The sequence below is a fragment of the Pseudomonas sp. IT-93MI4 genome (assembly GCF_949767635.1).
GTDB classification, from domain to species: Bacteria; Pseudomonadota; Gammaproteobacteria; order Pseudomonadales; family Pseudomonadaceae; genus Aquipseudomonas; species Aquipseudomonas putida_A.
The window spans coordinates 1-18,878 of the sequence record NZ_CATKPP010000055.1 but is presented as its reverse complement, the minus strand read 5'-3'; the positions used below and the strand labels follow the sequence as shown (position 1 = coordinate 18,878).

At 60.7% G+C, this 18,878-nt stretch carries 15 protein-coding genes; 9 read left to right on the top strand and 6 right to left on the bottom strand.

The genetic code is table 11. The features are described 5' to 3' along the window. Positions 1-165: 165 nt before the first annotated feature. The 5 genes from ACM6I7_RS21045 (at position 166) to ACM6I7_RS21025 (ending at position 7,460) form a co-directional block, all read left to right on the top strand. Positions 166-1,863 carry a molecular chaperone HscC gene (locus ACM6I7_RS21045; protein ID WP_096797292.1) on the top strand — a complete coding sequence of 566 codons (1,698 nt, stop codon included), beginning with the start codon at positions 166-168 and terminating at the stop codon, positions 1,861-1,863. 12 nt (positions 1,864-1,875) lie between these two features. Then, complete coding sequence (locus tag ACM6I7_RS21040; RefSeq protein WP_414889221.1) at positions 1,876-3,597, top strand: J domain-containing protein; 1,722 nt, start codon at positions 1,876-1,878, stop codon at positions 3,595-3,597. A 173-nt stretch (positions 3,598-3,770) separates the two neighbouring features. Beyond that, the gene (gene acpA, locus ACM6I7_RS21035) at positions 3,771-5,465 is read left to right on the top strand and encodes an acid phosphatase (RefSeq protein ID WP_414889220.1); all 1,695 of its coding nucleotides are present in this window, start codon (positions 3,771-3,773) and stop codon (positions 5,463-5,465) included. Positions 5,466-5,585: 120 nt separating this feature from the next. Then, positions 5,586-6,767 carry a hypothetical protein gene (locus ACM6I7_RS21030; RefSeq protein WP_414889219.1) on the top strand — a complete coding sequence of 394 codons (1,182 nt, stop codon included), beginning with the start codon at positions 5,586-5,588 and terminating at the stop codon, positions 6,765-6,767. Positions 6,768-6,944: 177 nt separating this feature from the next. Beyond that, on the top strand, positions 6,945-7,460 hold the full coding sequence (locus ACM6I7_RS21025; RefSeq protein ID WP_414889218.1) for an SET domain-containing protein-lysine N-methyltransferase: 516 nt from the start codon (positions 6,945-6,947) through the stop codon (positions 7,458-7,460). Between the two features lie 6 nt (positions 7,461-7,466). Here the strand turns inward: ACM6I7_RS21025 and can are convergent, their stop codons facing one another. Next, positions 7,467-8,111 carry a carbonate dehydratase gene (gene can, locus ACM6I7_RS21020; protein ID WP_414889217.1) on the bottom strand — a complete coding sequence of 215 codons (645 nt, stop codon included), beginning with the start codon at positions 8,109-8,111 and terminating at the stop codon, positions 7,467-7,469. A 141-nt stretch (positions 8,112-8,252) separates the two neighbouring features. Between can and ACM6I7_RS21015 the strand changes: the two genes are divergently transcribed. Beyond that, positions 8,253-8,657 carry a hypothetical protein gene (locus ACM6I7_RS21015; protein WP_027612254.1) on the top strand — a complete coding sequence of 135 codons (405 nt, stop codon included), beginning with the start codon at positions 8,253-8,255 and terminating at the stop codon, positions 8,655-8,657. A 112-nt stretch (positions 8,658-8,769) separates the two neighbouring features. Here the strand turns inward: ACM6I7_RS21015 and rimI are convergent, their stop codons facing one another. Beyond that, entirely contained in the window at positions 8,770-9,222 is a 453-nt protein-coding gene (gene rimI, locus ACM6I7_RS21010) for a ribosomal protein S18-alanine N-acetyltransferase (RefSeq protein WP_064589192.1), read from the bottom strand. Continuing rightward, the gene (locus ACM6I7_RS21005; RefSeq protein ID WP_097086274.1) at positions 9,215-9,961 is read right to left on the bottom strand and encodes an energy transducer TonB; all 747 of its coding nucleotides are present in this window, start codon (positions 9,959-9,961) and stop codon (positions 9,215-9,217) included. The genes rimI and ACM6I7_RS21005 overlap by 8 nt, the downstream gene beginning before the upstream one ends. 233 nt (positions 9,962-10,194) lie before the next feature. Here ACM6I7_RS21005 and mksB point away from each other — a divergent pair, with 233 nt between their 5' ends. The 3 genes from mksB to mksF are packed head-to-tail and all read left to right on the top strand — an operon-like array spanning position 10,195 to position 15,006. Then, a complete protein-coding gene (mksB, locus tag ACM6I7_RS21000; RefSeq protein ID WP_414889216.1) occupies positions 10,195-11,478 on the top strand; it encodes an Mks condensin complex protein MksB in 1,284 nt (427 codons plus the stop codon). Then, positions 11,468-12,169, top strand: coding sequence for an Mks condensin complex protein MksE (gene mksE / locus ACM6I7_RS20995; protein WP_414889215.1), 702 nt, complete (start codon positions 11,468-11,470; stop codon positions 12,167-12,169). The genes mksB and mksE overlap by 11 nt, the downstream gene beginning before the upstream one ends. After that, on the top strand, positions 12,166-15,006 hold the full coding sequence (gene mksF / locus ACM6I7_RS20990; protein ID WP_414889214.1) for an Mks condensin complex protein MksF: 2,841 nt from the start codon (positions 12,166-12,168) through the stop codon (positions 15,004-15,006). Before mksE ends, mksF begins: the two co-directional genes overlap by 4 nt. A 216-nt stretch (positions 15,007-15,222) precedes the next feature. Here mksF and ACM6I7_RS20985 read toward each other — a convergent pair whose 3' ends face one another. The 3 genes from ACM6I7_RS20985 to ACM6I7_RS20975 are packed head-to-tail and all read right to left on the bottom strand — an operon-like array spanning position 15,223 to position 18,788. Next, positions 15,223-17,526, bottom strand: coding sequence for an MlaD family protein (locus ACM6I7_RS20985; protein WP_414889213.1), 2,304 nt, complete (start codon positions 17,524-17,526; stop codon positions 15,223-15,225). Beyond that, positions 17,519-18,142: a paraquat-inducible protein A gene (locus ACM6I7_RS20980; RefSeq protein ID WP_027612260.1), complete on the bottom strand. Its 624-nt coding sequence runs from the start codon at positions 18,140-18,142 to the stop codon at positions 17,519-17,521. Before ACM6I7_RS20980 ends, ACM6I7_RS20985 begins: the two co-directional genes overlap by 8 nt. Then, on the bottom strand, positions 18,129-18,788 hold the full coding sequence (locus tag ACM6I7_RS20975; RefSeq protein ID WP_027612261.1) for a paraquat-inducible protein A: 660 nt from the start codon (positions 18,786-18,788) through the stop codon (positions 18,129-18,131). Before ACM6I7_RS20975 ends, ACM6I7_RS20980 begins: the two co-directional genes overlap by 14 nt. Between the last annotated feature and the right edge of the window lie 90 nt (positions 18,789-18,878).

Genomic DNA, 18,878 nt, shown 5'->3' with positions numbered 1-18,878 from the left:
CCGCCTTCCCTTCCTGACAGCGCCGTGTCGACGCCGACATGGCTTTCTGTCGCAAATAATGGCTCAGCGCCATCATCGTCCTTTACCGCATCACAGCCTCGGTAATATCCTTGCGCGCCGAAAATATGTTTCATTTTTTTGCCAAGCGCCAAGGGAGTTGTTGCAATGATCGTAGGGATTGACCTGGGAACCACCAACAGCCTCGTCGCCGTCTGGCGTGGCGAATCCTCCGAATTGGTGCCCAATGCCCTCGGTCAGTTCCTGACACCGAGCGTGGTCGGGCTGGATGATGAAGGACGGATTCTGGTCGGCCAGGCTGCGCGCGAACGTCTGCACACCCATCCGCGCCTGACGGCGTCGCTGTTCAAGCGTCACATGGGCAGCGCCACGGAAGTCTATCTGGCCGACAAGGCGTTTCGTCCGGAAGAGCTGTCCGCGCTGGTGCTGAAAAGTCTGAAAGAAGACGTCGAACGGGCTTATGGCGAAACCGTCACTGAAGCGGTGATCAGCGTCCCGGCCTACTTCAGCGACGCCCAGCGCAAAGCCACGCGGATCGCCGGCGAGCTGGCCGGGCTGAAAGTCGAGAAGCTGATCAACGAACCGACCGCCGCCGCTCTCGCTTATGGACTGCACCAACGCGACAAGGAAACCTCGTTCCTGGTGTTCGACCTCGGGGGCGGCACGTTCGACGTGTCGATTCTGGAGTTGTTCGAAGGGGTGATGGAGGTCCGCGCCAGCGCCGGCGACAACTTCCTCGGTGGCGAAGACTTCGACAGCGTGCTGCTGGAACACTTTATCGACCAGCACCGCTCAGTCGCCGACTTCCCTGACCGCAACAGCGTCATCCAGCCCCTGCGCCGCGAGGCTGAGCGTGTGCGCAAGGCCCTCGGCCAGGACAGCAGCGCCGAGTTCCGGCTGCAACTGGGTGACCGCCACTGGACCCACACCATCACCCAGCAAGAATTGGCGACGCTTTACATGCCACTGCTCGAGCGCCTGCGCGCGCCGATCGAACGGGCTCTGCGCGACGCACGCATCCGGGTCAGCGACCTTGATGAGATTCTGCTGGTCGGCGGTACTACCCGGATGCCGCTGGTGCGCAAACTTGCCGCCGGATTGTTCGGCCGTTTTCCGTCGTTCACCCTCGATCCGGATCAGGTGGTGGCGCAAGGCGCAGCCATTCAGGCAGCACTCAAGGCCCGCTCGGCCGCACTTGAAGAAGTGGTGCTGACCGACGTCTGCTCCTACACCCTAGGCATCGAAACTTCGACCCAGATTGGCCGCAATTATGAGGCCGGTCACTACCTGCCCATCATCGAGCGCAACAGCATCGTCCCGGTCAGCCGGGTCAAGACCGTGTACACCTTGCAGGACAATCAGGAGCAGGTGGTTGTGCGGATTTTCCAGGGCGAAAGCCGTCTGGTCAAAGACAACGTCGCGCTTGGCGAACTGGCGATCAAGGTGCCGAAACGCAAGGCCGGCGAAGTGTCCCTCGATGTGCGTTTCACCTATGACAACAACGGCCTGCTGGAGGCCCAGGTGAATATTCCGCTGACCGGGCAACAACATTCGCTGGTCATCGAAAACAACCCCGGCGTGCTCACGCCTGAAGAGATTCAGCAACGCTTGCAGAACCTCGCTCAGCTCAAGATTCACCCGCGCGAGCAACAGGTCAACACGCTGCTCAGTGCCCGTCTCGAACGGCTCTACCAGGAAAGCCTGGGCGACCTGCGCGATCAGATTGGCCATTGGGCCAAGCAATTCCAGATCGCGCTCGACTCGCAGGACGAGCGCCAGATTCGTGAAGTGCGCACCGAGCTGAGCAGGCACCTGAGCGAACTTGATCGCACGCCGTGGCAATAAGGGAGCGCTGACATGGATTGCTGGTCCTTCCTGCATTTGCCCGATGACGCTGACGTCCGCGATATCAAGCGCAGCTATGCACGCCTGCTGAAAACCTTCAGACCCGATGAAGATCCCGAAGGCTTCCAGCGCTTGCGTGAAGCCTACGAGCGCGCGTTGGCGATTGCCCAATGGCGCCTGGAAAACGCCGAACTGGAAGACGAGCAAGACACCGACGTCGCTGTCGCCACGGCGTCCAGCGCCTTTGCTGCACTGGCGCTCGATAATGCCCTGGCCAACAGCTCCAGCCAGGCGCAAAACCAGGCGTGGGATTTCGCCGCTCTGGAGGTTTCGCCCGTCAGTCCGGCAGCCCCGGAGCCGTTTGTGCCGCCATCGAAGAACGACGCCCTGCGTGTCGAGCCGCTGGCGGCGGACGCGCAGAGTCTTGAAGCGCAGGCCGCATGGCGATTGCTTGAAGATCTGTCGCCAGACAACCTCGGCGAGCGCTGGGAGCAGGCGCAACAACAAGGCTGCGCCAAGGCATTCGAAAGGCTGTTGCTGCAATTATGTTTTGAGCATCCACAATTGCGCGGCCCGGTACTGCACTGGGCCGTCGAGCAGTTGGGATGGTTGGGCCCCTGGCAAGAAGTGCTGATGAATGATCGCCAGCGCGACATGCTCGCCGAGAGCCTGATGTCCGACTATCGAAACGCCTTGCAGGCGCTGCTCGAAAGCCAGAGCGAGCGCGAATTCCTCAACTTGCTCAAACACTACAGCGGCCAGCCGTGGCTCCAGGTATTCGATCGCCGCGAGCAATGGCAACAAAATCTGCTGCATCTGCTTAACGACCATGAGTGGAGCGTGCCGCTGTTCGACCGTATCGGCCAATTGTTCGGCTGGGATCACACCAAAGGTCTGCACCCGCAACCGGACTGGCTCTGGGAAAGGTTGATCGAACGCTGCAATCAGGAAAGTTTCTACGACAACCTGCGGGCCAAGGCTGAAAGCGATCGTACGTGGGCGGCGGATGTGCAGGCAGCGCATCTGTTGATCAACCCGCTCAAACCGATGCAGCAGAAGAAGATCATCGACGGCTTTGGTCAGAATGAATGGCAGGCCTGCCACGATCTGTCAGAAAAGCTCAAATGGCGCTTCCCGGAACTGCTCGCGCGATTGCCTTACGCCGACGTTTTTTACTGGCGGCGGTTTTTGCCACGGCCCATCGCCGACGAAACCTGGGTGCGGGTCTGGACGGCCATTGCCTTGGCGCTGTTCCTGTTCTATCTGGCTTCGCCACAAAAAGATGCGGCAACCCTGGCCTTCATTCCGCTGGGGTTAGCGTGTGTGCCGGTGTGGTTTTTTCGTTTTGCGCTGAGTTGGTGGGTGGTGCTGACGTCTCACGTGATCGTTGCGGATCTTTGGCTCACCGAAGGGCTGATTCCGCGCCGATGGAACCCTGACACCCGCTGGCTGGTAATACGCCACGGGTTACCGCAGGTGGTCATGGTGCTGCTGTTTTCGCTGCTGCTCGGGCCACTGGGCGCACTCACTTACGTGGGCGTGATCCTGATCGGACTGGTGCACAAACGACGAATCGGCTCGCTCGACCCGCAGCTGAGCAATAACCACCCCTGGCTGACCGCGCTGCACTGGGCGCACTTCAGTCCGCTGCAACTGCTGTTTCTGGTGATGATGACCGCGATAACGGCGGCCAGCAGACTCGGCTATTCCTTGCACTCGTTGATGCCCGGCTAGAACAGCAGCGAGCTTTCGTTGCGCCTGTTGTAATCGAGTGAATCGTTGTGGGAGCTGACCTGGTCGCTCCCACATTTGTTTCGCCGCACCTCAAAGTGTCACCCAACTGTCACAGTGCCTTGCTAGCGTCCGCCCGAAACAAACTGAAACAATTAAGCAGAACGGGCTGACAGATGAAAGACGAGACAGACGGCACTGACGCACCTGAATCCGACACCCCCACCGACACCAGTCGCCGCCGCTTTCTCGGCGGTGTCGCCGTCCTCGGCGTGGGCGCGACCCTGGCCGGCTGCGGCAACGCCAGCGATCAACCGGGTAAACCAGTCGAGCGCCCGCTGACCCCGACCGAGCTGGACAATGCCCTGCGCGAGCAGGTGAAAACCGTGGTGGTGATCTACGCCGAGAACCGTAGCTTCAACAACCTGTTCGGTGATTTCCCCGGTGTCGAAAAGCCGCTGTCGGCGCTCAAGCCTGCCGATTACCAGCAACGTGACCGCGACGGCAGTCTGTTGCAGACGCTGCCGCCCGTCTGGGGCGGCGTGTTGCAGATCGGCCCGCAAACGCTTGATGGCGTGACCTACCCCAGCGCCACGCAGTTTCAGGAAAACCTGCCCAACGCGCCTTTCGCCCTCAAGGGCCCGAATGCCGAAGACTTGCCGTTCGGTCTGGTGACCCGCGATTTGTGGCACGTGTTCTATCAGAACCAGATGCAGATCAATGGCGGCAAGAACGATGGTTTTGTCGCCTGGGCCGACTCCGGTGGCTTGACCATGGGGCACTACGCCCAGAGCCGCTACTCGCTGCGCTTGTGGGATGTGGCGCAGGAATTCGTGCTGTGCGACAACTTCTTCCAGGGTGCATTCGGCGGCTCGTTCCTCAATCACCAGTACCTGATCAGCGCCACCGCGCCGTTCTATCCGGACGCGGCCAATTCGGTGGCCAAGTCACAGATTGCCGCCCTGCAAAGCGATGATCCGACTGACCCGCGCCTCAAGCCACTGGAACAGTCACCCGCCAGCGCCATGACCGGCCCGCCGCAGTTCGGCCCGAGTGCGCTGACCCCGGACGGCTTCGGCGTCAACACCCTCGCCCCGCCGTACTGGCCGACGTGGATTCGCGATTCGGAGCGTCCGGCGTACTCCAAGCCGGATCTGCCCAATGTGATGGTGCCGCAGACCCACGAGCACATCGGCGACAAGCTGTCGAAGAAGAATGTCGACTGGGCCTGGTACGCCGGCGCCTGGCAGGCGACGCTGGAGCAGTACAAGGACTCGGGCGGGATTCCGAAGATCCCCAACTTCCAGTACCACCACCAGCCGTTCAACTACTTCAAGCGGCAAGGCCCGGAGAACCCGCAAGAGCGCAACAAACGTCTGCGCGACGCGGGTCTGGGCGATGAGTCGAGCACCAACAAGTTCTTCGCCGATGCCGAGGCCGGCAAGCTGCCGGCGGTAACTTTCTACAAACCGCAGGGCAACCTGAACATGCACGCCGGTTATGCCGACGTCGCCTCCGGTGACCGGCACATCGTCCGCGCCCTGAAGGTGCTGCGCGAAAGTCCGCAGTGGAAAAACATGGTGGTGGTCGTGACGGTCGATGAAAACGGCGGCTGGTGGGATCATGTGGCGCCACCCAAGGGCGATCGCTGGGGCCCGGGGTCGCGGGTGCCGGCGCTGGTGGTGTCGCCATTCGCCCGCAAAGGCACGGTGGATCACACGGTTTACGACACGGCGTCGATCCTGCGCCTGATCACCCGAGTGTTCCAACTGGAAACCCTCGACGGCCTCAAGCAGCGCGATGAGGCAATGATCGCACGTGGCCAGAAACCGATGGGCGATCTGACCAACGCCCTGCATTTTCAGGCCTGAAAACCCCGTCCTGCGGGCTGACGCAAAAATCCGTGAATGACCGCTTCTCTGTGCAACACGGCTGATCCACTATGAAGCGCCCCGAAACTCCGGGGAACCCACGCTGAAAAGGATCTGAGCATGTTCAAACTCGCAGGATTTACCCCCGCAGTTCTTACCCTCGCCGCGCTCACCCTGAGCGCGGCTGCCCACGCCGATGTCGACCTGAAGCTGGGCAGCACCGAGCGCGTCACCCGCCTCTTCGCCTACCCCAACAATTGCAGCGTGATCTGTTATCGCAACTGGTCGCTGGAGCAGACCGTCGCGCATTACCTGAGCCAGAGCGTGCAGCGCGATGGCTACAGCAATGCCAAAGTCTTGGTGAAGAACGATAACGGGCAGATTTACGCCGAGATCAGCGGCGTGCCCAAAGGTTACGACAAGCCGCTGTCGGCGCTGCTCGATGCCGGTGACCTGGCCTATACCGGCGCCAGCAAGCTCAATGCCGATGGCAAATGGGCGTACAGCTGGTATCTGTTCCTGCCGCTGGGCATGGCCCTGGAAAACCGCAAGAGCGTCGAACTGCTGCACTTCCCGCCGGACTATTCGCTGACTCAGGCGCAGGATTACCTGCGCTCGAACACCACCGACCGCTGGGCCACGCTGCTGACCGTCAACGGCATTCCGGCCGAGCAGACGCCGGCCTATCAGACCATCATCGACATCGCGCCAATCGCGGCGCCGTCCAACGCCGGCAGTGATCTGGAGGGCGTCTACGACTACTTCAAGGATTATCAGACCACGCTGGTCAAGCAGTTCAGCCAGACCAGCGCCGGCACCACCCTGCCGATGGTCGCGTTCGGTGCGCCGGTGCGTAACTGGATCAAGCAGCAATACGGCCCGACGGTGGCCGTATTGGGTCTGGCGACCATCAGCCCGAGTGCTGGGGTGAACGTGCCGGTCCTGGGATCGAACCATCCGAGCTACATCTGGTACGCCGCCGACCCGGCCAGCTATGACGGCGATGAGGCCAAGGCCGATGCCGCCGGTTTGAAGGTCATGGGTCAGGACTTGAGCGCCGCTTGCTGGCAAGCCGGGATGGGCAGTAAACCGGGCACCGATGCGAAAGCCCTGCTCAACAGCTGCACGCAGACCTGGCAAGTGACGCAAAAGGGCAAGACCTGCGAACTGTTCTACACCTCGATCCGCAACCTGACCCCGGCACAGGCCGCCGCCAAGTGCTCGACCACGCCAATCAAGGCCCAGTTGCAACAGCTTCAGGGCGAATTGCCGGCCACCGCCGTTCCTGCACCACACTTCTGATCCGCTGAAAAAGCTTCCCGTGTCAGTCAATGCTGACGCGGGGAGCAGCCAATCACGCCTGTCAGATCTGACAGTAGACAGTTTGAGGGATACACCGGAATATTGGATCCAAACATGTTGCAGCGCTGACAGGACGTCAGACCAGGGAAGTCGCAGCATTTGCCGACAGGGACCGTTATGAATAATCAGGCCCATCAACACAACATCCCACGCGACGCACCCGGCATCTACCCGTTTGCCGGATTGCCGGTGCGTCTGGGTTTCCCATCCACCGAGGATTTCGAAATCGTGCAGGACCACCACGGTCACGCGGCAGTCGTGGCGCGCCGGGCGTTCTTGCGCATCACCCGGATGTGTCGGGTTTCCGGGCAACTGCTGCCCTATCGTTGTCGACAGACGCGCCAGTTACTGGCCGGCATCCATCTCTACGATCCGCGCTTTTGCGGGTTGCTCGAACACGCCTGCGATCCGAACGTGTTTCTGGACATGAGTGAGCTGTGGCTGTGGGCACTTCGCGACATTCAGCCGGGTGAACGCCTGACCATCGACGTCGCCGCCACCGAAGACCGCTTGTTGCAGCAGTTCGCCTGTACCTGTGGCTCGCCGCGCTGTCGGGGGTGGATCACCGGCTACGATGAACCACCCACGATCGAGGGCCAGCAGTTTTTGCAACGCTGGCGGCATCCACACTGATCGGGATTACACCGCCCCGACCGGACGCAGACGATATTGCGGCGGCAGTTGCTCGAAACCGCTGATGGTGGTGTTCAGGCTTTTCCAGCGACCGTCCTTGATGCCGTAAATGCAGCCGTGAATCGACAGGTTCTGGCCGCGGTGCCAGGCGTTCTGGATGATGCTGGTGTGGGCGACGTTGGCCACTTGCTGGACGACGTTGAGTTCGCAGAGGCGGTCGACCTGTTCTTCTTCGGTCGGCAGCTTGGCCAGTTCTTCACGTTTTTCGTAGTACAGGTCGCGGATCGAGCGCAACCAGCCATCGATCAGACCGAACTGGCGATCCTGCATCGAGGCGCGCACACCGCCGCAGCCATAGTGGCCGGTCACCAGGATGTGTTTGACCTTGAGCACATCAACCGCGTACTGAATCACCGACAGGCAATTGAGGTCAGTGTGCAGCACCACGTTGGCGACGTTGCGGTGTACGAACAGATCGCCCGGCAGCATGCCGACGATCTCGTTGGCCGGCACCCGTGCGTCGGAGCAGCCGATCCACAGATATTCCGGGGTCTGCTGGCGCGCCAGCTTGGCGAAGAAATCCGGGTCTTCCTTGGTGATCGCGTCAGCCCAACGCTCGTTGTTATCAATCAGGTCTTGTAAGTCGTGCATGGTTAAGGCCTCAAGAAAGATGCGCTGGTATGACAGACGACCGCCCGTCGGGGTCACGCAAGAACCGCAGGTGTTTTTCTTTGGAATTCTCGGGTGCCCGGTGTGTCCACCTCAGTAAGGCCCACAGTATGAGGATTTGCCATGACTGATTCACGACGTCCGTTCGATGCGGTGCAACCGGAACCCATCGATGACAACGAAGACCGCATGGGCTCGGTGCATGAGCTGGATTTCGATGAAGACGAACCCAGCGCGAAAATCGGCGACGAGATTCCGGAACGTGAACGCGAGCAACTGATGCCCGCTGAACGGGTGCGCGAGGCCGGGCTTACCGGTGCATCGACGGCTGATCATGAACCGACCGACGATGACTTGAGCCCGGAAACACTGATTCACGAGGATGGCGCACGCGATGCCGAAGAGGCTGGCGAGGGCAATCAGGCCGATTGGGATCTGAGCATTGTCGATGAGGATGACATCGGCGGCGGCAATGGTCTGGATGAGGCGGAGCTGGCGCGGCGAGATCCGCTGGATGGCAATCGCTGATCTGTATTGCCTGTAAGGACGCCTTCGCGAGCAAGCCCGCTCCCACAGGGAATTGAGACTCGGCTCAAAACCAATGTGGGAGCGGGCTTGCTCGCGAAGCTTTTAAACAAGATCAGTCGACCAGGGTGCAGGCCATCACTACGGCGTCTTCACGTCCACCCACCGCCGGATAATAATCGCGCCGCCGGCCAATCTCGTTGAAGCCATAGCGCTCGTACAACCTGAACGCAGCAGTATTGCTGTCCCGCACTTCCAGGAAGCATTCCCGCGCCGAGGCCGCATACGCCCGCGACATCAGATGCTCGAGCAGCGTCAGCCCCAGCCCCCGTCCCTGATTCTCCGGTTTGACCGTGATATTCAGCAGATGCGCCTCGTCGAGAATGATCTGCACCACCCCGTGGCCGACCTGCTGCTGGCCTTCGAACATCAGCCAGATCTGGTACTTGCCCAGCCCGTCGAGAAAAATCCCGCGGGTCCAGGGATGGCTGTACGCCGCGTATTCGATCTTCAATACCGCGTCCAGGTCCGCCTCGGTCATCGGGCGGAACGATACAGCTTCACTCATTCGATGGTTTCCAGCGCGCCATCAGCCGACGCATGGCTTGCCACACAGCGGCCTTGCGCTGTGGCTCTTCCATTAACAATTCCAGACCGGGAATGGCCCAGGCCAGGCCCAGGCCTTCGATCTGCAATTCACTGTTGAACGCTTCGGCGTCCGCTTCACCGGCAAAGCGTATTGCCGGAAGGCCGATCAGCCACAGGCAGGCGCAGGGTGCCGCTTCCATCTGTACCGAGAGGAAACCCTGAACAAAGTCGCGCGCCGCTTCCGGGCCCTGATCCATGGTGCCGCGGTTCAGCCACGGCCAGCGCACCGGCTCGCCGACGATCTGTGGCGCATCCGGCAGACCGGCGGCGCGCAACATGTCTTTAAGCAGCAGATAGGCCGGATCGCGGCTCTGGAACGCTTCGCCTGTGGGTAACTCGACCAGCAGCAGGCAAGGCCCGGCGCGCAGCAACTGCAGGGCAAAACGCGGTGGCGGCACGGGCGCCGGCTTGGCGACAACCGGCGCCTCTTCGACCTCTTCCACCGGTTTGGCGCCATTGCGGGTACTGGCGAGCGACGGGCGCGGCACTTCGATCTTCGGCCGTTCGACCGGACGGGCGGCAGGCTGCGCCGGAGCTTCGGCCTGCACAACCGGCATCACCGCGACCTCTGGCTCAGGCTCGGGCATGTCCAGCAGCTCGGGCCGCGACGGGGCGGCGAAAGGCAATTCGGTGCGCGGCAGCCAGTTGACCACCTGCATGGCGTTCAAATAGGCGCGGCGGCGGGACTCGATAAGCAAAGGGTCGGCCACTTGTGGATAACTGAAGTGGGCTGATTCTACAGCCCTTCGTTCAAGATCGCTTGCTGTTGATCGATAGCCTTTACCTGGGCTCGCTCCCTGAGAAAATGCAACAGCCCGTCCCGAGAGTGAATCGCATCCCTCGTGATGCAGTACAATCGCGGCTTTTAATCGCCAACCAGCCGGGCATTCCGATGATCGAACCCAAGCGCGTCTTGCGCGCCCTCGCTGAACACTGGGCACTTCTGGAGCCACTGTGCGAGCACTTCGACCAGGGCACCCTGAGCCTCAACGAACTGCGCACGCAACTGGCCGCCCAACAACTGGACAGCACGCAGCAGGACATCACCAGCCTGCTCGACGTGTGGATTCGCCTGGACATTCTGGTGCCCGTGGCGAAAAGCCCGAACCGTTTCGAGCTCAACGCGCAGATCCACGACTTCCTCGCCTACCTGCGCCGTGAGCATCGTCTGGGCCTGTGCCTGGAAATCGAAGCCTACTTGCGTCACCTCGAACGTCTGGCCGGCTACATTCAGGACGCGTTCGATGTGCGCGACGGCAACGACCTCGCCCGTCAACTGCGTTTGCTCGACATGCGCGTGCGCGATGTGCTGAAGAAACTCGACAACGACGAACAGGCACTGGTAGCCGTGGCCGAACGGGCCAAGACCAGCGACCGGCAGATTCCGCTGCGTCAGCGTTACGCCGAAGTGTTGGCGACCTGGGACGAATACGTTGAGCCGATGATCGATCTGGTGAACGCCGACGGCGCCTTCGAACAAGGCGTGCGCAAGGTCGAAACCGTGCTGCTGAAGATGCTCAGCGAACAGCAGCGCCTCGGCCATCTGGTCGATGACGACATGCTGCTGCGCACTCACGCGCGCATCCTCGAAATGCAGACCAGTGCCCAGCTGACCCTGCGCCACGCCCGCGAACTGCTGCTGCCGCTGCGTGAAGAGGCGCGCCGGCACAACGCCGTGACCCGTGGTGCAGCGCTGGCGCTGGCGGCGATTCGCCGCAAAGGCATCGACGCCGTGCCGCAAGCGGCGATGCCGCTGTTCACCCGGCCGCAAAGCACCTTCCTCGGCAGCGCCAGTCAGGTCGAGGCCTACGTCTACGCCCTGGCGCGTTTCGAGCCGAAACCGGCGCGTTTCCCCAAGGCGCACAAGACCCAGAAATCCGGCGATGCCCCGCGTGCACCGCGCACCGTGCGCGAGATGGTCGAGCGTTGCGAAGAGTCCCTGCCGATGCCGGATCTGATGACCTGGTTGCTGGAGCAGGAACCGGACGGCGCCACCGACGAATTGCTGTACTGGTTCTCGCGTCTGTCGCGGGAAAAACGCTTCACCCGCGAGCGTCTGGAACGCCGCGAATACCACACTCACGAGCATCAGGTCAGCCTGCGCTCCTTCGCCCTGCTCTCGGCCCGCGACCCTGCCGCCGCCGAGGATTCTGCGAGCATCCCCAATGCATCTTGATCTATCCGAACTGTCCCAACTGGCGCCGATCTTCCGCGAGCTGTTCAAGGGCTATCACGTCAGCCGCCGCGACCCGGAACTGTACGCGCAACTGTCGAGCTTCCAGGATCAATACCGCACGCTGTTCAAGGCACTCGGCTTCGAACTGGTCTGCGACACCCGTGGTTTCTACTACTTCGTGCCGGACATGGCCGCTGCGGCGGTGAACAAGACCGCTCAGCGCCTGGCGCTGTTCACCTTCATCCTCGTCGAGCATCTGGCCGATCAAGGCCGCGATCCGATCGCCGTGCTCGACGGTGGCAGCCTCGGCCGTGAAGAGCTGCCGTCGTTGCTGGATAAATACCGCGACCTGTTCATCCAGGCCGAAGTGCAGACCGTTGAAGAACTCGAAGAAAAAATCATGCGTCGCATGACCCAGCTCGGTTTCGCCGGTGAAGAAAACGGCGTGTACCGTTTCCTGCCGCCGATGCATCGTTTCCTCGATGTGTGCCTGTCGGTGCAGCAGGACCGCGATCTGGCAGCCAGCGTGCACAGCGTACTGCCGCTGCCGGCACCGGTGCTGATCGACGAAGAAGCCGAAGCCAAATTCCTCGAGACCGACGATCCGCTTGATCTCAGCGAATTTGAAGAAGAGAGCGAAGAAGACGCACTGGCCCGCGCCATTGCCGAAGAACAGGAGTCCGATGCATGAGCCAGGAACGCTACGGCATCCGCCGCTTTGCCCTTTTGAACACCGCCGGTTACAGCCTCGGTCTGTTCCCGCTGGAAGAACCGTTGTCGGTCTACGGCGCGAACAACCTCGGTAAATCCGCCTCGATCAACGCTCTGCAGTTCCCGATTCTGGCGCGCATGTCGGACATGAGTTTCGGCAAGTACAGCCTGGAACAATCGCGGCGCTTCTACTTTGCTTCCGACACCAGTTACATCCTCGTCGAAGTCAATCTGCCCCACGGTCCGCACGTGATCGGTGTGGTCGGCCGTGGCCCGGGCGGTGGTTTCGGTCACCAGTTCTTCGCCTACGCCGGCAAGCTCGATCTGGCGCATTACCAGAAGAACGACACTTGCCTGCGTCAAAAAGAACTGTTCAGCAACCTTGAGAAAGAAGGCCTGAAAGCCTACGAACTCAAACCGGATGAACTGCGTCGTTTGCTGGTGGGCGGGCACACCTCGATCCCGCTGGATCTGACCCTGATTCCGCTGCGCTCCACCAGCGAGCAGAGCCTGAAGACCTTCCGCGCGCTGTTCATCAACCTGCTGCACATGCGTGAAATCACTGCGGCCAAGCTCAAGCAGTTGTTCCTCGATGCCTTCGAGCACAGCCTGCGTTCCGGCAGCGTCGACTACATCGCCGCGTGCGAAGAAGCCTTCCGCGATGTGCGCCGGATGGAGCAGGACTACAACTCGCTGGTCGCTGCCGGCCCATTGGTCGAAGCTCTGGCCAACGGCGTGAAACAGCGCGATGTGCTGCGTGGCAAACTGCATCGCCTGTCGCCGCTGCTCGACTCGTTGCTTGGCACCTGGTCGGACTACGCCACGGCGCGCAAGGAAGAGCTGACAATTCAGGCCGAGCACTACCGTCGCGAACAGGATGATTTGCAAAACGATCAGCGCGGCGGCACGCAGGAGCTGATGCGGCTGGAGCGGGAGATCTCCGGCATTCAGCGCTGGCTTGGCGAGTTGTCGGTACTGAAGAACCGCTTCGCGCTGGTCGATGACGTCAAAGTGCTGGAGCAACAGCTGCTCGCGGCCAAGGACGCGCACGACGAACTGGCCGGTGCGCTGGCACAGTCCCGGCAGTTCAGCGCCGAAGATCTGGAAGAGCGTCTGCGCGATCTGGAAAAACGTCTGAAGTCGGTGAAGCAGCAACTCGATCACGCCGACAACAACAGCTATGCGCGCCTGCGTGAGGAGTTCTCGCAGCAGGACGTCGAGCGCCTGATGCGCCTGTTCAACAGTGCGCTGTTCAGCCTGCCGCTGGGCGAGCACGGCATCACCCTCGACGAGGATGGCGAGTGGGTCAAATCGGTCGAGCTGATCCTCAATGGCTTCAAGGGCGAGCGCTTCGAAGTGCCGGGGCTGTCGATCGACATCTCGCACATCGAGCCGCCGGCGCTGCAAGCGCTGGCCGACCGCGCCGCGCTGCGTGACCAGAAAGAGCGTCTGGAAAAAGAGCTCAAGCAGCTCAAGACTCAGCAAGCCGTGGCCGCCGACCGCGCCGCGAGCAAGACCCAGACCGAAGCGCTGTACCAGCAAGTGCTGGATGCGCAGAAAGCCCTGGAAGATTTCCGTCGCACCCAGACCTTGAGCGCCGAAGAAGGCGACAAGCTTGAGCAACTGGCGCAGATGGAAGCCGCGCAGGACGAACTCAAGCGCTCCAGCGATGCGTTCACCGAGCGCGTCCAGCAACTGTCGGCCAAGCTGCAACTGGTCGGTCGGCAGATCGCCGACATGGAAGCCAAGCAGCGCACCCTCGACGACGCCCTGCGCCGCCGTCAGTTGCTGCCGGCGGACCTGCCGTTCGGTACGCCGTTCATGGATCCGGTCGATGATTCGATGGACAACCTGCTACCGCTGCTCAACGACTATCAGGACAGCTGGCAAGGCTTGCTGCGCGCCGACGGTCAGATCGAAGCGCTGTACGCGCAGGTGCGCCTCAAAGGCGTGGCCAAGTTCGACAGCGAAGACGACATGGAGCGCCGTCTGTCGCTGCTGATCAACGCTTACGCGCACCGTACCGACGAAGCCCTGACGTTGGGCAAGGCCCGGCGTGCGGCGGTCACCGACATCGCCCGGACCCTGCGCAACATCCGCAGCGACTACGACAGCCTCGAGCATCAACTGGCGCTGTTCAACCGCGAGATCAACAAGCGTCAGGTCTCCAACCTGCAGAGCTTCCGCATCGTCCTGGCGCCGAACAAGGAAGCGCTCAAGCACATCGATCAGATCATCCACAGCGCCGGTCAGTACGAAGAAGGCGAAACCCTGTCGGTGTTCGATCTGAGCCAGAGCGCGGAACAGGACAACAAGAACGAAGAGGCCAAGGAGTACCTGGCGCGGCTGGTGGCGGCGAACCACAACCAGCTCGGTCTCAAGGACTTGTTCGAACTGGCGTTCGAGATCACCAAGGTCAACGGTCAGCCGGTGATTCACACCGACATCGACGGCGCGGCGTCCAACGGCACCACCATGACCATCAAGGCGCTGACCAACATGTACTTGTTGCTGCACTTGATGGATCGCGATCTGGCCGGTCGCGTGCGCCTGCCGTACTACCTCGACGAGGCGGCGGACATCGACGAGAAGAACCAGGCAGCGCTGCTGGAAACCAGCCTGCAATTGGGCTTCGTGCCGATTCTGGCGAGTGTGAAGCCGCAGGTCTGCGCCAGTGTCGCCATCGACCTGGAGGGCGGCAGCGGCCCGGCGGGGATCTACATCGACGAGGCGGACTGGAAGTACATCCGCCGGCATGATGTGGTGAAGGCCACCGTCAATGTGCAAGCCGATGAGCCGGAGCTGGATGAGGTTTGATCAACTTTAGCTGAAAACCAAAAAGGGCCGCGATCTGTTGGGATCGCGGCCCTTTTTTATGGCTGGGAATTTGTGCTGAGCTTTGAGGCCTCTTCGCGAGCAGGCTCGCTCCCACAGGAATTAGCGTCGAACTTGATTTTTGTGTACACCACCCATCCACTGTGGGAGCGAGCCTGCTCGCGAAGGCGTCCTCCCAGACGCCACATCAATTCCGGATTACTTACCGAGCGAAATCTTCGGCGCCCAGGTCAGCCACTCATCCTCGAACTTGTCGAACAACGGGAACGTCTGCTCAGCCCGTGCCGGGGTGCCCATGCGCTCACCGTCCGGCGTAGCGAAGGCGATACCACCCTGAATCGCTGTCTCCAGCGACTCCGTGCGTACCGTCAGACCATTGAACAGACCGATGTCGAAACCGACACCACTGGTGTTCCAGAATCGGCTGCCGCTGCGCACCAACGGCGCGTATTTCGGCTCGATCAAAATATGCACCAACACGCGATCAGCAGTCTGGCCCAGTTCATAACCGGTGACCTTGCCCACGGTGATTTCGCGGTAGGTCACGGGTACGCCCGGTTTCAGCGAGCCACGGCGCGCGGCGCTCAACACCAGACTCAAGCCAGCCTCCTGCTTGCTCACTTCCGGCGGACTGGCCAGCGCAACGAAGTTCTTCTGCGGGCCGAGATTTTTCGCCGCCGGCTGCACTTCCACATATTGCCCGGTGACCAGGGTTTCCAGATTCTGGGTCTTGATCAGCCCCAACTCCGGCTTGACCACCCAGAACTGACTGCCGACCCGCGCAATGCGCTCCGGTACTTCGGTGATCCGCGCGGTAATCATCACGGCTTGCAAATCGTCGGTCAGATCGACGTCTTCAATCTTGCCGACATCCAGGCCTTTGAAACGAATCGGTGTGCCCGGACGCAAACCATCGGCGCGGTCGACCTTGATCGTCACCAGCGTGCCTTTCTGGTTGGCTTCATCATGGTTGGCGAACAGACGGAAGCGTGGAATACGCTTCTGCAGTGGCGCCTTGGCTTGCGGCGTTTCGAAAGCGATACCGCCGGCCATCAATGTCTGCAAAGACTCGCTCTTCACTTGAATACCACCTGTCAGACCACCGGTGAGGGTGATGCCGCTGACATTCCAGAAGCGTGTCGACGCGTTGACCAGGTTTTCGTACTCCTTCTCGATATGCACGCCAATGACGATTTGCTTTTTGGTCTTGGAGAACTGATAGCTCTGTACCGAACCGACCTTGACCTGTTTGTACAGAATCGGACTGCCGACTTCGATCGAACCGAGAACATCGGTGAACAGCACCAGGTGCAGACCCGGCGAACGCAGATCCAGCGGCGGCGCTTTTGGCCGCGCCTCGAATTCGCGTTTCGGCGCGGCACCTTTGTCGCCCGGACGCACGGCAATGTAGTTACCTTTCACCAACGCTTCGAGTCCGGTGATACCGGCCAGGGAAATCGACGGTTTGACCACCCAGAACTGCGTGCCTTCGACCAGATAGTCTTCGGCCAGAGGATCGAGCGTCAGCTCGGCGGTGGCGCTGTTCAGATCCGGATCGATTTTCAACGCTTTCATGTTGCCGACCTGAATGCCCTTGTACATCACCGGCGTACGGCCGGCCTGCAAGCCTTCGAAGTCACTGAGTTTGACCTTGACCCGAATACCGGCAGCGGCGGCGTCGAAGTCCTCATAGAGACGGAACGGCAGGCTTGGATCGGTGGGCGGACTGTCCTTGCGATTCTCTGGTGTGGCGAAGGCGATACCCCCGGCGACGATGCTCGCCAGAGATTCGCTGCGTACCTTCACCCCGGACAGGTTGGCGTCGATGCTGATGCCGCTGGCATTCCAGAAACGTGTGTGTTTGCGCACCAGTTTGGCGTAGGTCGGCTCGATGAACACTTTGAGCTCAACGGTGCTCTGGTCTTCAGACAGCACGTAGCTTTTGATCTGACCGACTTTGATCTGCTTGTAGAACACCGGGCTGCCGCGGTTCAGCGAACCGAGGCGATCGGCCTTGATCGTCAGGTGCAGGCCGGGCTTGGAGTCCGATAGCGGCGGCTCTTCGGCCAGCGCCTTGAACTTGCGGGTCGGCTCGCCTTCACCGGGACTGATGGCCACGTAGTTACCTGAAACCAGGGTTTCCAGACCGGTGATGCCGGCCAGGGTCACGCTCGGTTTCACCAGCCAGAAGCGCGTGCTGGTCTTAAGGTATTGCTCGACGTCCTTGTTCATCTCGATGGTGGCAATCACCCCTTTGGAATTGCCCTCGTCATCAAGTTTGAGCGTCTTCACCTTACCCACCGGCATGCCCTTGTAGACCACTTCGGTCTTGTTGGCCTGGATGCCTTCACCGCTTTCGAAACGCACCTGAATCTCGATACCGGTTTCGTTATAGGCACGCCAGCCGAGCCAGCCACCGATGATCAGGGCAATCAGAGGCAGTACCCAAATGGCAGACCAGTTCGAGGCCGGTCGGGTTTTCGCTACAGGCAAATCAGTCATGGTCGTCGTCCGACTCCGTGTTATCCCAAATCAGTCGGGGATCGAAAGTTACTGCGGCAAGCATCGTCAGAATCACCACACTGGCGAAGGCGATGGCGCCAAGGTTGGCTTCGACACTGGCAAGCCGGCCGAAGTTGACGACCGCCACCAGAATGGCGATCACAAAGATGTCGAGCATCGACCAACGACCGATGAACTCGATGAAGCGGTACATCCAGATCCGCTGCCGCGCGGACAACGGCTGACGCCGCTGCACCGAAAACAGCAGCAGTGCGATGCCCACCAGTTTGAAGGTCGGCACCAGAATACTGGCGATGAACACCACGGCGGCAATCGGGATCATGCCGTGCTGCACCAACTGGATCACGCCGGACATGATGGTGCTGGGATCGCCCTGCCCCAGCGAACTGACCGTCATGATCGGCAACACATTGGCCGGGATGTAGATAATCGCAGCCGTGATCAGCAGGGCCCAGGTTCGGGCCAGACTGTTCGGACGACGAGCGTGAACCAGCGCACCGCAGCGGGTGCAGGTCTGCTCGTCGGTGTCCGCATCCCGTTTGTTCAATTCATGGCATTCGGTACAGATCAGAATGCCCGCATCAATCGCCCGCATGGGCATCCTCTCCTGATAACGCCTGCCAGATCTGATGCGGTGACATCACCACTTCCAGCCAGACCTGAACCAACAACAAACCGATGAAACACGCCAGACCGAGGCCGACGGTGATGGCCGCCATGTCCGCCAGTTTGACGATCGCCACGAGGACACCCATGAGGTAGACCTCGAGCATTCCCCAGTCTTTGAGGTGGTGATAAATGCGGTAGAGCAATAAGCCGTAACTGCGTCCGACGTTGAATCGAATCGTCAGCAAAACGAATAACTGGCACAGCAACTTCAGCAACGGAATAGCCATACTGCACAGGAATACAACGATCGAAACGCCCTGCATGTCCGTATTGAACAAGCCGAGCACGCCGCTCCAGACCGTATCCTGCGAAGATTGTCCGAGGATATTGAGTTGCATGATGGGTAAAAAGTTTGCCGGGATGTACAGCAATAATGCTGCGATCACCAAGGCAAGGCTGCGCTGCACCACATTATGGCGATGGGCGTACAACTCGTAACCGCAGCGCGGGCAGAGTGCTTTCTCGCCATGGGCAAGCTTGGGCTTGCGCATCAGCAGGTCGCACTCATGACAGGCCACCAAGTCTTCCAGCGGTAAATCTGACAGCCCTTGGGCGTCAACCGGATCTGACATAAAGGCTCTGGCTCCGAAAAAGATGGGGGTTATTCTAGTGTTCTGATTCGAAAATAACTGTGCAAAATTGTTCGCTGCCTAAGTAAAAAT

Bases quoted from the DNA above. Each gene is read 5' to 3' on its own strand.
- ACM6I7_RS20985 (WP_414889213.1), bottom strand. From the start codon at position 17,526: ATGACTGATTTGCCTGTAGCGAAAACCCGACCGGCCTCGAACTGGTCT.
- ACM6I7_RS21025 (WP_414889218.1), top strand. From the start codon at position 6,945: ATGAATAATCAGGCCCATCAACACAACATCCCACGCGACGCACCCGGC.
- ACM6I7_RS21005 (WP_097086274.1), bottom strand. From the start codon at position 9,961: ATGCAGGTGGTCAACTGGCTGCCGCGCACCGAATTGCCTTTCGCCGCC.
- ACM6I7_RS21030 (WP_414889219.1), top strand. From the start codon at position 5,586: ATGTTCAAACTCGCAGGATTTACCCCCGCAGTTCTTACCCTCGCCGCG.
- mksB (WP_414889216.1), top strand. From the start codon at position 10,195: ATGATCGAACCCAAGCGCGTCTTGCGCGCCCTCGCTGAACACTGGGCA.
- ACM6I7_RS20975 (WP_027612261.1), bottom strand. From the start codon at position 18,788: ATGTCAGATCCGGTTGACGCCCAAGGGCTGTCAGATTTACCGCTGGAA.
- can (WP_414889217.1), bottom strand. From the start codon at position 8,111: ATGCACGACTTACAAGACCTGATTGATAACAACGAGCGTTGGGCTGAC.
- rimI (WP_064589192.1), bottom strand. From the start codon at position 9,222: ATGAGTGAAGCTGTATCGTTCCGCCCGATGACCGAGGCGGACCTGGAC.
- mksF (WP_414889214.1), top strand. From the start codon at position 12,166: ATGAGCCAGGAACGCTACGGCATCCGCCGCTTTGCCCTTTTGAACACC.
- ACM6I7_RS21040 (WP_414889221.1), top strand. From the start codon at position 1,876: ATGGATTGCTGGTCCTTCCTGCATTTGCCCGATGACGCTGACGTCCGC.
- acpA (WP_414889220.1), top strand. From the start codon at position 3,771: ATGAAAGACGAGACAGACGGCACTGACGCACCTGAATCCGACACCCCC.
- ACM6I7_RS21045 (WP_096797292.1), top strand. From the start codon at position 166: ATGATCGTAGGGATTGACCTGGGAACCACCAACAGCCTCGTCGCCGTC.
- mksE (WP_414889215.1), top strand. From the start codon at position 11,468: ATGCATCTTGATCTATCCGAACTGTCCCAACTGGCGCCGATCTTCCGC.
- ACM6I7_RS21015 (WP_027612254.1), top strand. From the start codon at position 8,253: ATGACTGATTCACGACGTCCGTTCGATGCGGTGCAACCGGAACCCATC.
- ACM6I7_RS20980 (WP_027612260.1), bottom strand. From the start codon at position 18,142: ATGCGGGCGATTGATGCGGGCATTCTGATCTGTACCGAATGCCATGAA.